Source organism: Aliidiomarina haloalkalitolerans, from assembly GCF_003987315.1.
GTDB classification, from domain to species: Bacteria; Pseudomonadota; Gammaproteobacteria; order Enterobacterales; family Alteromonadaceae; genus Aliidiomarina; species Aliidiomarina haloalkalitolerans.
Map to the genome: position 1 here is coordinate 820549 of NZ_PIPI01000001.1, position 12527 is coordinate 833075.

A 12527-nucleotide genomic window follows, 5' to 3' on the forward strand; every position below is an offset into this window, starting at 1 on the left:
ACGGACATTCGACCGCGAGAAAGCTGTAATTGAACGAAAACTGTTATTTCAAAGTATCTAAAATATGACTATGCTAGGAACAGACACGTTCCTTGTATGTATGGATGCTACAACAAGCATGCCGATACACGAACCAGCTATAGAAAAGTGAATCTTATACCAGATTTACGGTCTATGTTGTAAAGACTTCGCCAGCGAGATGATTGCCATGTTAACAACCAAACAATTTTTACTCACCACCCTCAGCGCTGGCTTATTAGCAGCCTGTGGCAGCGATTCGGTCTTAACCGGAGATTCTCCGAATCTCGGCAATGCACAGTGCTCGGTCGTTGGACAAAACCAACAACTGCTTAGTTTTATGGAGAATCGTTACTTGTGGCTCGACGATATGCGCCGCAACGTGAACCCAGCAAACCATGGTAGCATTTATCAAATGCTTGATGCCTTGCGCGCACCGCAAGATATTTTCTCTTTTATTCTCACCGAAAGTGAATATCAAGAGCGCTACATCGATGCGGTATTTTTTGGCTTCGGCTTCGGGCGTCGCGACCGCACCGACTTAGGTGTTATCCAAATTACTTATGTCTATGAAACGTCGCCAATTGCGCAAGCAGGTGTGCGTCGTGGTGACGAAATTACTGCCGTCAACGGCGTCAGTATGGCGACTTGGTTTAATCGCATTGCAAGTGGCCAAGCCACTTGGGTTGATGTCTTTGGGCCCAACGAAGATGGTGTCGAGCGTGAGTTCACTTGGCGCCGCCCTGACGGCACAATGCTGACTGAAACCGTGCGCAAAACCCAAGTCGAAACCAACACCGTCATGGCCGTTGACCGCTTTAATGTGGACGGCAAAGAGGTCGGTTATTATGTCTTTGATAGTTTCATCAACCGCTCCGAAGACGATTTAAATGACACTTACGACCAATTAATTGGTGTTGACGAGCTAGTCATTGACCTTCGTTACAATGGCGGCGGTTTGGTGCGTGTCGCCAACCAATTAGCCAGCCAAGCGGCTTGGAATAACGTCGACGGCGAAATCTTCTTAACTTACCAGTACAATCGGAATTTCAACGACGAAGATTATTTATTTAGCCTCGGTCGTGGTATTGAGCGTTTAAATCTTGATCGCGTTTATGTGCTCACCACGGGTGCTAGCTGTTCATCATCGGAGCTGGTGATAAACTCGCTGAAGCCATTCGTTGAAGTCGTCACCATTGGTCAACCAACCTGTGGTAAGCCTGTTGGCCAACAACCCGGGCAAATTTGTGACAAGATCGTCTTTGCGATTACCTTCCAAACCGTAAATGCCGACGGTGAAGGTGATTACTTCGATGGCTTGCCGGTGAATTGTGCAGCCAGCGACACCATCGTTGGTGACTGGGGCGTGGTTGGCGACCCATTACTCGATAGCGCACGTTACCATATCGCGAACGGACAATGCCCTGGCACTGCCGGTGTGAGTGATGTCGACGGCGCAATGACACTTAGTACGGATGAAACGGTTTCTCGTGGCATCCCAGAACAGTGGCAAGAGCATCCGCTGCTTTGGAAGTGGCGTCACGAGCACTAATGTGTCAGGACTTGCGCTTCAACACTGATTGCAAGCACGAGTGCCTGAACATGAGATAAGCACCGGCACAACAGAGCTGATAGCTAGAAAAAAACCGTGATTCAAGTTGAATTGAACCACGGTTTTTTGTTGTCACTATTTGCTGACATGACTTGTTAACACGACAGTTTTCGCAAATGAAGCAGCTGCTAAACAACATCGCGGGCGATGTAACGACCTTTGCTCATCGCTTCTGGCTCAAAACTATCGACTGCAATGGCACGCTGTCGTAAGCGCTCAGCAACCGCAAAACGTTGGCCCTGTTCGACCGTAATTACATCGGCTGCAATTGCTGCCTCAGCCAGTGCATCGCCACTCAAATTGCTGTCTAAAACGCCCTGTTTCTGCGCTTTATAAACCTTCTTGAACACAGCTTCGTTCTCATGCATATGCAGGAACGCAAGTTCCATATGGCCAGTGACATCATTCTCGTCATCTTGCCAATAACTTAAGAAGGTGTGCCGCTCACGTAATACGCCCGGCTCCATCATTGACTCTGCAATCTGCTGAGCGTAATCATCCGCTGGACGGTCATAACGGTTACCCCAAGGGAACACTAAGAAGGATAAAACGCGACCCATCCAACGCTTCGGGAAGTTCTTGAAGAAGCCGCGGAACGCTTGCCCAATCAAGTGTAACTGCAATTGCATGGCATAATGCACATAAGGCAAATCAGCAACCTGACGACCATCATCTTCAAATCGCTTGAGAATGGCGGAGCCAATATACAAGTGGCTCAATACGTCACCAAGACGCGCTGAAATCATTTCTTTGCGCTTAAGGTCGCCACCCATGGTCAACATCGCAACGTCTGCACATAACGCCAACGCCCGACTCATGCGCGAGAGCTGTTGATAGTAGCGAATCGTTTCACCACCAACCGGCGCATTGGCAAAACGCGCACCGGTAAGACCATGCCACACACTCGCGAATACATTACTGATGGCGAAGCCAATGTGCTTGATCAAAAGCTGATCAAAACTGCGCAGACCAGCCTCTTCATCGCTGTCAGCAGCAGCTTCCATTTCTGCCAGAACATAAGGGTGACAGCGTGTTGCACCCTGGCCAAAAATCATTAAATTGCGGGTTAAAATATTCGCTCCCTCAACCGTAATCGAGATTGGAATGCCCATGTAGTTTGACGCAAGGTAATTCAGAGGGCCCATTTGAATGCCTTTACCCGCATGCACGTCGAGGCCATCGTTTAACACTTGTCGGCCCATTTCAGTCATGTGGTATTTCGTCATTGCCGTAATCACGGATGGGCTATAGCCTTCATCAAGTGCGGTTAACGTTAAGCGCCGCATTGATTCGATACTGTAGTTGAGGCCACCAATTCGGCCCATGGCTTCCTGCACACCTTCAAACTTGCCAATAGGCAAGCCAAACTGTTGGCGAACATAGGCATAAGCGCCGGTGAAGCGTTGGACATTGTGGCCCGTGGCAGTGGCAAGCGCCGGCAAAGAAATTCCTCGCCCTGCAGACAGACACTCAACGAGCATGCGCCAACCTTTGCCCGCGTAATCGACGCCACCGATAATCCAGTCCAGTGGAATAAATACATCTTTACCGTAGGTGGTGCCGTTCATAAATGCTTGCATTAATGGTAAATGACGGTCACCGATTTCGACACCCGCGTGGTTAGTTGGAATTAACGCACAGGTAATGCCGATATCTTCTTTGTCGCCGATGAGCTGTTCGGGGTCATATAACTTAAAGGCCAAGCCTAATACCGTTGCGACCGGCGCCAACGTGATATAGCGCTTACTCCAATTCAGTTTTATGCCAACGACTTCTTCACCGTTAAACTCACCTTTGCAGACCACACCGGTATCTGGGATACCGCCAGCGTCGGAACCTGCTTCCGGCCCTGTTAATGCAAAGCATGGGATTTCTTGACCTTTTGCCAAGGCTGGCAACCAATGTTCTTTTTGCTCCATGGTTCCATAATGGGTGAGCAATTCGCCCGGCCCAAGCGAGTTCGGCACCATGACGGTGACGGCTGCTGATAGTGAACGTGTCGCAATCCGCGAAACAATGTGTGAATTGGCACTAGCAGAGAAATCTAAGCCGCCATACTCCTTGCCAATGATCATTGCGAAGAAACGATGTTCTTTTAAATGTGACCAAACTTCAGGCGGCAAGTCATGGACTTCTGTATTGATTTTAAAGTCGTCGAGCATGGCCAGTAGCTGCTCAAGTGGTCCATCAATGAAAGCCTGTTCTTCCGCTGTAAACTGATGCGGCTTCGTCTTTAAAAGCTTAAACCAGTCTGGACGACCGGAAAAAAGCTCACCGTCCCACCACACGTCACCTGCTTCCATCGCTTCGCGTTCAGTCGCTGACATGGGTGGTAGTATCTTCTTAAAAACCTGAAAAACTGGCTTCGATATCAGACTGCGGCGGATATCCGGTACCCCAAATACAATCAGTACGGCCACCAGTAAAATAAGTAATATGGACATAATCCAACTCCTCGAATGCCCTTGTGTCACCAATCTACTTTAATAGTAGTCTAGTTTTGCGCTTCTGGATCCACCGCTGAAATTCCTGCGGCAACGAAAGGTAATAGTTTTAGGAAGGTCTCTTCGGCCTGTGTTGCTTCGCCAAAGTCAGCTAGGGCTATCTCACGCAATGCTTGGCCGGAAACCTGAGCAAAGAGCATGGCGCCAAGGCTAAAGTGCAAGCGCCAAAATAGCGTTTTACGACTCAAATGTGGATTCGCGGTTTGAATCATTTCGAAGAAACCTTGAACCACGTGGCCATAATGAGTCATGGTGAATTTCCGCAAATGACCTTGGATTTCGCTATAAGCGTAACCAAGTAGCCGCAAATAAATAACCGGCCCATCAAGGCGTACCTGCCGCAATGCGATTAATGGCTGGGTCATGCACGCCAGTACATCCGTGGTCGTGTAGTTTGGTTGCTCAGCTAAACGCTGCAACTCGACTTCTAATGCCGGTAGGAAGACCATTTGATAGCGCGCCATTACCGCCTGAATTAAGGATTTCTTCGAGCCAAAATGATAATTGACCGACGCTAAATTGACGTCCGCCTCGGATGTTATTTGGCGCAGCGACGTCTGTTCGAAACCGTGTTCGGAGAACAGCTTTTCTGCGGCAAGAATAATTTTATCTTTAGTTTTGACCACGACCCGTGGCACCTCACATTTAAAACGCACGTTTAATTTGCAGTCAATTTAACGTACTTATGAGGTTGCAGCAAGTCCGATGTGCATCAGCCCCGACCAAATGAATCGGGGCTTAGGGGATGTTAATGAAGGGATTTTAGTTTGCTGAAGTATCCAGCACCGGAAATGATTTAACCAGCTCATCAACGGCTTGCATTTGTTTTAAATAGGCCGGTAACTTATCGAGCGGTAACGCGCATGGCCCATCACACAGAGCTTTGTTCGGATCCGGATGCGCTTCTAAAAACAAACCAGCGATGCCCAGCGCCATGCCCGCTCGTGCCAGCTGCGCTGCTTGTGCACGGCGACCGTCGGCGGAATCTGAACGCCCACCTGGACGTTGCAACGCATGTGTCGCATCAAAAATCACCGGAGCCATCGCTTTCATGTCATCCATGCCGAGCATATCGACCACCAAGTTGTTATAGCCGAAACACGATCCGCGCTCACAAAGGAGAATGTTCTGATTACCCGCCTCGGCGAATTTATTCATGATGTGACGCATTTCATGTGGTGCTAAAAACTGCGGTTTTTTGATATTCACCACGGCGCCCGTTTGCGCCATTGCGACAACTAAATCAGTTTGTCGTGCCAAAAACGCTGGCAATTGTAGGACATCAATGACTTCTGCAGCCGGCGCCGCTTGCCAAGGTTCATGGACGTCACTAATCACCGGCACTTGAAAAGTTTGCTTTATTTCTTGCAGAATTTTCAGACCTTCATCGAGGCCTGGACCACGAAAAGAATGAATCGACGAGCGATTTGCTTTATCAAAAGATGCCTTAAAAACATAGGGAATACCAAGCTTAGTGGTTACTTCGACATAATATTCTGCCACTTGCATTGCCAAATCACGGCTTTCTAAAACGTTCATGCCGCCAAACAAGACAAACGGTTTATCATTTGCAACGTCAATACCGGCAACATTCACCTGTTCTACTTTCATCATGCTTCTATTCTCTGTACCTGAAATTAAGACTTCATACTGCTTGGCGGTTGAAGACGCTCTTGCAGTATCCCAAGGTAATCCTTCACTGCTTTCATCAACTCAGGCGCAAAACAGCCGTCGGCGGCTTCTAAAACTTTGCGCAGTGCTTGTTGCGGTGAGTCGCCCTGACTTTGCAAAGCGAAAATTTGCATAACAAGAACCAATAACTGCAAATCGAGAGGAAAACCTTTGCCTTGCAATACACCGGGAAAGCCTTCGCCGTCGACTCGCTCGAAACGCGCGTCTGCCGCAGCTAAGACCAACGTCATCACGTCTGTTTGGTCGTTCTGGAGACCCCGTAAAACCCGCTGCAAACGCTCATAGCCTAAGCGTGCTTGGGTGCGCTCATGACCTTCACCAACGGCACTATACGGCGCCAGCAAAGCAGCGATCATCGCTGCTAGTGCAACATTCTCATGATTTTCCAATGGTAAACCAAGTGCTTGTGCGAGTACCGCCGCAACTTTTGCCGCTGGATGCAGTTGCTTGTCTTCGCTAAATAGATGATCACGTTCTAATTCCTGAGCGTGCTCGAGCGTACGGCGAATAAAGTCCTGAGTATCTTGTTCACGCAGTACGTTATTTAAAGCCAACTGAATTTGTTGCGCGAACAAGTTCAGCAAATCTTGTTCTTTCTCACTGAGCGAGCGTGCCAAACCGCTTAAGCAAAGTAAGCCGCCAAGCTTAGCTCCAGCTTGACAGTACACAAGTGCTAACTCATCACTGAAATAAGGCTCTCGCGTTGCAATCACTTGCTCAAGTTCACGCAATGCAGAAACAGGTAAGGCTGCTTTGAGCGGTCGCTGGACAACAACTTCTGCTTCGTCACCGAAGGCTGCCCGCACGGTCAATTTGCATTACAAGCTGCGAGGGTGATTACTCACCACCCTCCGCCAATGCTGCGAGCAGATCCGCTTGATGCTCTTGAATGATAGGTTCGAGAAGCAGCTGTAACGATCCTTCCAATACTTCGTCAAGACGATACAGGGTCAGGTTAATCCGATGGTCAGTCACTCGCCCTTGCGGATAATTATAGGTGCGGATTCGTTCTGAACGGTCACCACTGCCAACTAATGAGCGCCGAGTACTTGCTTCTGCGGCCTGACGTTTAGCGTCTTCCGCTGCTTGTAAACGAGACACTAACACCGACATCGCCTTGGCTTTGTTTTTGTGTTGCGAGCGCTCGTCCTGACATTCAACCACCACACCGGTGGGAATGTGGGTAAGCCGTACAGCAGAATCAGTTCGGTTGACGTGCTGGCCGCCTGCCCCCGACGCTCGGTAGGTGTCAATCCGCAAGTCGGCTGGGTTAATCTCAATCGCTTCGGCCTCTGGGATTTCCGGCAATACCGCAACGGTGCATGCGGATGTGTGAATCCGCCCTTGCGATTCAGTTTCCGGCACGCGTTGAACGCGGTGCCCACCCGATTCGAATTTAAGCTGGCCGTAAGCACCATCACCTTGAACGTGCATGATGATTTCTTTGAAGCCACCATGCTCACCTTCATTCGCGCTTATCACGTTGGTGCGCCAGCTATTGCGCTCTGCATAACGGCTGTACATACGGAATACATCGCCAGCAAAAATTGCCGCTTCGTCACCACCTGCTCCAGCGCGAATCTCAACGTAACAAGCGCGATCATCATTCGGATCTTTCGGTAACAAAAGAATCTGTAACTCATCGGTTAACTTGCTTTGGCTCGCTTTTGCAGCAGCAACTTCTTCTTCCGCAAGCTCACGTAGTTCAGCGTCGCCTTCTTGTAACATTTCTTGTGCAGTCGCTAAGTCTTCCGCTGCTTGTTGATAAGCACGAAAACACTTCACGGTTTCTTCTAAATGCGCATATTCCTTCGACAGCGCACGAAACTTGTCCTGATTACTAATAATTGTCGGGTCACCGAGTAACACTTCGAGTTCTTCGTGACGTTCCAGCAAGCCTTCTAATTTGCTTACTAATGAAGCTTTTAGCATCAATTAATCCTGTGCAGTTTCGTTAAGTAGTTTTTGATAAGCCGCCAATGCCGCCAAGTCTTTTTGCTTTCCAGCTTCTTGAATCGCGCGGGTCGGTTTATGCATTAAAGTATTGGTTAGGCGTTGGGTCAATTCTTGGACCACTTGTTGCGGGTCCTTGCCGGCTTGTAAGGCCACGAGTGCGCGTTCTTTCAATTGCTCTGCGACCTCGTTATTTTGCTGTCGATATTGTCTTAACAAATCAACACTGTTCAGGCTTTCCATCCACGCATTAAAATCAACAACGTACTGAGCAATAATATCTCGCGCTTCCGCGGCCGCTTGCTGCCGTTGCTCCATATTGCGACTAACAATCGACTGTAAATCGTCGACCGTATATAAATAAATGTCGTCTAATTCACTCACCTGCTCTTCGACGTCGCGCGGTACCGCAAGATCCACCAATAACATGGGTTTGTGCTTGCGTTTGCGAATAGCGCTTTCCACCAAACCTTTACCGATAATCGGCACAGGACTAGCGGTCGAACTGATGACGATATCAGATTGTGGCAGTAATTCCGGCAAACTCGATAGAGCATAGGCTTCACCGCCGACATGGCGGGTTAATTCCTCTGCTCGCGCAACCGTGCGATTCGCCACCCGTAATGTTTTCACACCCTGCTCACGCAAGTGTCGCGCCGCTAACTCGGCGGTTTCACCGGCGCCGACTAAGAGGACTTGAGTTTTCTCTAGGTTGGTAAAAATATGCTTAGCTAAATTGACCGCCGCATAGGCGACTGACACTGCGTTTTGGCCGACATTGGTTTCGGTCCGAATCACCTTAGCAGCAGCAAATGTCGACTGAAATAAACGCTCAAATACCGTGCCGACCGTACCGGCGTCACGCGCATTTTGAAAAGCTTGTTTCACCTGACCGAGTATTTGCGGCTCGCCCAACACTAAAGAATCAAGACCAGCAGCCACGGCCATTAAGTGCTCAACTGCCGCGCTATCGGCATGATGATAAACATATTTGCGCAGCTCTTCGGTGGGAACTGCATGGAAAGTCGCAAGCCAGTCAACAATCGCATCCATTTCACTGGCGTCCGCATGGCAATAAAGCTCGGTACGATTGCAGGTAGACACAATCACGGTTTCACTGACACGACCTTGCTGCACCAACGACTTCAGCGCCAGCTCCAAGTGTTCGGGCTGGAAAGCGACGCGTTCGCGAATATCAACGGAAGCCGTTTTGTGATTAACGCCTAAAGCTAAGATGGTCATAGCAAATGAAATTTAAAACCTCGTGCCCTGCGCGCTTGGCTTGATCGTGCAGTTGCAAAAATGCATACATCAATGCATACAATAATTCGAATGGTCGCTATTGTATGCGAGTTACGCCCGCAATTAAAGCATTGGCCGAACATAGCAATAGCGAAAAAAACTGCCTACAATGGCGTTTTCGTCTTTGCCGTACCCTTTTTTGTTTCGAGGTTGGTTTATGTCTTCGTCGCTGTTGCGAGTTTTTAGCATCTTCTTGTTAACCCTAGCGCTATTTGGCTGTAGCGCACGGCCACCGAGTATCGAGAATACCTTGCGCAGCCACCAAATTGACCAGCGTTTACATCAAGCGCATCAAGAGGATATCGCGCAGATCAACGGCTACCAAATTACCGGTCAGGTGGCATTTTTTAATGACGCTGACGGCAGTCGTGATGCCGGTCGCTATAGCTGGAATCACAATGAAACCACAACATCCTTTCGACTTTTTCATCACCTAAGCGGTACCTTGGCTCGAATTGAACAAGATGAAAATGAAAGCCGATTTATTGACCGTCATGGCAATGTTTTTCGGGGTAACGATTTAACCACCTTGCTTTGGCAGCACACCGGAATGGTTATTCCTTTTGAATTACTTCAGAGCGCAATACTAGGTCAGCAACCCGATCAGCAACACCAAGTTCGCCTAAGCCAACGCTTGTGGTATCCAGACGGCACCTTAGCGCATTATCAAGCGAGCTACCCGATCTGGACAGGCGGCGAAGAGCGCTGGCAGGTGTTATTGGGCGATTACCAGTTAGTCAGTACCAACACCAACAGTGTTTTACTGCCTCATTTTATAGAAGCAACTCAAGATCAATTGCGTGTGCGTTTGACGATTAGTCGTTGGCGGGATGTGAGTCGGGCTGATGTCACTAGCCTTGATATCACCAAGTTGGCTGCGATTGAAGGCTCTGACAGAGAATGAAACAACTCACTCTCCCAGCACCAGCGAAACTCAATCTTTTTTTGCACATTACCGGTCGACGCGACAATGGTTATCACGAACTTGAGACCCTGTTTCAGTTTTTAACTATCGCAGATACGCTTGAATTTACGCTCAATGACGACGGTGTTATCCGCTTAAATAGTGATTCGCCAGAACCCATTGCCCTCGCTGATAATCTAATATACCGAGCTGCGCAGGCACTGCAGCCGTATTGCGCCAACTCAAAGTTGGGTGCGGATATCAAACTGACCAAGCGTCTACCCATGGGGGGCGGTGTCGGTGGTGGTTCATCCGACGCGGCGACAACCCTGCTTGCATTGAATCAACTTTGGAATCTACAACTCAGTCCAAGCAAACTTGCCGCCATTGGCTTAGCTCTCGGTGCCGATGTGCCCGTTTTTGTCCATGGCCAAGCAACCTTTGCCCGTGGCGTTGGTGAGCAATTTTTACCAGCAACACCGAAAGAAAGTTGGTATTTGGTCGTTCATCCGCAAGTTCACGTCAGTACTGCAGAAATATTTCAACATTCGGATCTGCCGCGCTCAACTGCAAAATTACCAGAGCCTACGCGGCATTGCTCGGACTTAGCATGGCTTGAATTACACAATGACTGTGAAAAATTGGTCTGCTCACTAAACCCACAGGTTGCCAGCGCCCTCGAGTGGTTGTTAAAATACGCTCCGTCCAGATTGACGGGGACCGGAGCCTGCGTGTTTGCTGTTTTCTCCACCCAACAGCAAGCGGAGCAAGCTTTGCGAGAGCTTCCGGAGCAGTATCGGGGGTTTGTCGCCCAAGGAGTGAATCACTCACCTGCTCACGTGGCTCTAGCGCAAGCGCTTCAGTCGGAGTAACGAGTGGCCGGCACCTCCTCGCGACAACATTCGGAAGCCAAGATACCTGTCGTAATCCGCTCATAACTTACAAACTGGTCGAGGTTAACCGTGCCTGACATGAAGCTCTTCGCTGGCAATGCAACACCCGAGCTAGCCCGCAAGATCGCTGATCGCCTATACATCAAACTTGGTGATGCTGATGTAGGTCGTTTCAGTGACGGCGAAATCAGTGTTCAAATCAATGAAAATGTTCGCGGCTCAGACGTCTTTATTATCCAATCCACTTGCGCGCCTACCAATGACAACTTAATGGAATTAATCGTCATGGTTGATGCGTTGCGCCGCGCTTCGGCGGGTCGTATTACAGCTGTTATTCCCTACTTTGGTTATGCTCGGCAGGATCGCCGCGTGCGCTCTGCTCGTGTGCCAATTACAGCGAAAGTAGTTGCCGACTTCCTCTCGAGCGTTGGGGTCGACCGCGTTCTAACGGTTGACCTGCACGCTGAACAGATTCAAGGGTTCTTCGATGTGCCGGTTGATAACGTATTTGGCAGTCCGGTCATTCTCGAACACATGAAGCAGCAGTCTTGGGATTCCCCTGTGATGGTTTCACCAGATATTGGTGGCGTCGTACGTGCACGGGCGATGGCTAAACTAATGAATGACGCTGATTTAGCCATCATCGATAAACGCCGCCCGAAAGCGAACGAATCGCAAGTGATGCACATTATCGGTGACGTCAACGGTCGCGACTGTGTGATGGTCGACGACATGATCGACACCGGCGGTACCTTGTGTAAAGCAGCTGAAGCATTGAAGAAGAATGGTGCGAAGCGCGTATTCGCCTATGCCACTCACCCAGTGTTCTCAGGAAACGCATACGAAAACCTGAAGAACTCTGTGATTGACCAAGTCGTTGTGACCGATTCAATTCCGCTGTCGGAACAAATGAAATCGCTCGACAAAGTTACCCAACTAACCCTGAGTGGTATGCTCTCGGAAGCCTTGCGCCGAGTCAGCAACGAAGAGTCAATTTCAGCGATGTTCGAGTACTAAACTCAACTGTAACGTCTGCAAGAAAAGCCAACGCATGCAATGCGTTGGCTTTTTAATTTTAGGTCGGTGATAAACAACTACTCAATTCAGCGCTCTGTTGGCTGCAAGCGAATCACGAGCGCGACGCCGCCAAGAATCACCAAAGAACTCAAAACAATTCGTAATGTCAGCGGTTCGTTGAGTAAAAATACCCCGGCCACCGCAGTTATCACCGGCACACTGAGCTGTAACGTTGCTGCACTCGTTGCGCGTAACATCGGTAATACCGCATACCAAAGTGCGTAGCCAGCGCCTGACGCAATTGCACCTGAGAGAATCGCATAGAATGCGCCCGTTGCGGCGGATATACTCACATACGCAAACGAAAATCCGGCGGCATAAACAAACAGCATGCAAGCTGACTGCCAATTTCCCTTACTCAGGATTTGAATGGTTGCGAACCGTTGGCGGCTCATGACAATACAAGCGAGCATCAACGCCCCCGAAATTAAACGCAGTGAAGTAAAACTCGCTGCGTCTATATCGGTTTCCAGTAACGCGGCTCGGCACAAGAGCGAATTCGCTGCGAAAGCCAGCATGGCCAATGCTGTCCATGCCATAGTACGCAATGAACTCGCAACTAAACTCATGCC

General features: G+C 49.3%; 11 protein-coding genes. 4 read left to right on the forward strand and 7 right to left on the reverse strand.

The window, feature by feature from the left end; genetic code table 11:
- Positions 1-208: 208 nt before the first annotated feature.
- Positions 209-1570, forward strand: a complete 1362-nt coding sequence (locus tag CWE06_RS03765) for a S41 family peptidase (protein WP_157981122.1) — start codon at positions 209-211, stop codon at positions 1568-1570.
- A 188-nt stretch (positions 1571-1758) separates the two neighbouring features.
- Here the strand turns inward: CWE06_RS03765 and CWE06_RS03770 are convergent, their stop codons facing one another.
- The 6 genes from CWE06_RS03770 to hemA all read right to left on the reverse strand — a co-directional run bounded on the left by CWE06_RS03770 (position 1759) and on the right by hemA (position 9021).
- Positions 1759-4074, reverse strand: coding sequence for an acyl-CoA dehydrogenase (locus CWE06_RS03770; RefSeq protein ID WP_126791286.1), 2316 nt, complete (start codon positions 4072-4074; stop codon positions 1759-1761).
- 50 nt (positions 4075-4124) lie between these two features.
- Positions 4125-4760 carry a TetR/AcrR family transcriptional regulator gene (locus tag CWE06_RS03775; protein WP_126791287.1) on the reverse strand — a complete coding sequence of 212 codons (636 nt, stop codon included), beginning with the start codon at positions 4758-4760 and terminating at the stop codon, positions 4125-4127.
- Positions 4761-4896: 136 nt separating this feature from the next.
- Positions 4897-5745, reverse strand: a complete 849-nt coding sequence (gene kdsA, locus CWE06_RS03780) for a 3-deoxy-8-phosphooctulonate synthase (RefSeq protein WP_126791544.1) — start codon at positions 5743-5745, stop codon at positions 4897-4899.
- Positions 5746-5771: 26 nt separating this feature from the next.
- Entirely contained in the window at positions 5772-6632 is an 861-nt protein-coding gene (locus tag CWE06_RS03785) for a DUF3369 domain-containing protein (RefSeq protein WP_157981123.1), read from the reverse strand.
- 31 nt (positions 6633-6663) lie between these two features.
- Positions 6664-7758, reverse strand: coding sequence for a peptide chain release factor 1 (prfA, locus tag CWE06_RS03790; protein WP_126791291.1), 1095 nt, complete (start codon positions 7756-7758; stop codon positions 6664-6666).
- A gap of 3 nt (positions 7759-7761) precedes the next feature.
- Positions 7762-9021, reverse strand: a complete 1260-nt coding sequence (hemA, locus tag CWE06_RS03795) for a glutamyl-tRNA reductase (protein ID WP_126791293.1) — start codon at positions 9019-9021, stop codon at positions 7762-7764.
- 217 nt (positions 9022-9238) lie between these two features.
- Between hemA and lolB the strand changes: the two genes are divergently transcribed.
- From lolB to CWE06_RS03810, 3 genes are all read left to right on the forward strand, one after another.
- Positions 9239-9985 carry a lipoprotein insertase outer membrane protein LolB gene (gene lolB, locus CWE06_RS03800; RefSeq protein WP_157981124.1) on the forward strand — a complete coding sequence of 249 codons (747 nt, stop codon included), beginning with the start codon at positions 9239-9241 and terminating at the stop codon, positions 9983-9985.
- On the forward strand, positions 9982-10857 hold the full coding sequence (gene ispE / locus CWE06_RS03805; protein ID WP_126791297.1) for a 4-(cytidine 5'-diphospho)-2-C-methyl-D-erythritol kinase: 876 nt from the start codon (positions 9982-9984) through the stop codon (positions 10855-10857). The genes lolB and ispE overlap by 4 nt, the downstream gene beginning before the upstream one ends.
- Positions 10858-10947: 90 nt before the next feature.
- Positions 10948-11895, forward strand: a complete 948-nt coding sequence (locus CWE06_RS03810; RefSeq protein WP_126791299.1) for a ribose-phosphate pyrophosphokinase — start codon at positions 10948-10950, stop codon at positions 11893-11895.
- Positions 11896-11981: 86 nt separating this feature from the next.
- On the opposite strand, the gene CWE06_RS03815 is transcribed toward CWE06_RS03810, so the two are convergent.
- Complete coding sequence (locus tag CWE06_RS03815; protein WP_126791301.1) at positions 11982-12524, reverse strand: EamA family transporter; 543 nt, start codon at positions 12522-12524, stop codon at positions 11982-11984.
- Positions 12525-12527: the final 3 nt, after the last annotated feature.

Bases quoted from the DNA above. Each gene is read 5' to 3' on its own strand.
- CWE06_RS03765 (WP_157981122.1), top strand. From the start codon at position 209: ATGTTAACAACCAAACAATTTTTACTCACCACCCTCAGCGCTGGCTTA.
- CWE06_RS03770 (WP_126791286.1), bottom strand. From the start codon at position 4,074: ATGTCCATATTACTTATTTTACTGGTGGCCGTACTGATTGTATTTGGG.
- kdsA (WP_126791544.1), bottom strand. From the start codon at position 5,745: ATGAAAGTAGAACAGGTGAATGTTGCCGGTATTGACGTTGCAAATGAT.
- prfA (WP_126791291.1), bottom strand. From the start codon at position 7,758: ATGCTAAAAGCTTCATTAGTAAGCAAATTAGAAGGCTTGCTGGAACGT.
- hemA (WP_126791293.1), bottom strand. From the start codon at position 9,021: ATGACCATCTTAGCTTTAGGCGTTAATCACAAAACGGCTTCCGTTGAT.
- lolB (WP_157981124.1), top strand. From the start codon at position 9,239: ATGTCTTCGTCGCTGTTGCGAGTTTTTAGCATCTTCTTGTTAACCCTA.
- ispE (WP_126791297.1), top strand. From the start codon at position 9,982: ATGAAACAACTCACTCTCCCAGCACCAGCGAAACTCAATCTTTTTTTG.
- CWE06_RS03815 (WP_126791301.1), bottom strand. From the start codon at position 12,524: ATGAGTTTAGTTGCGAGTTCATTGCGTACTATGGCATGGACAGCATTG.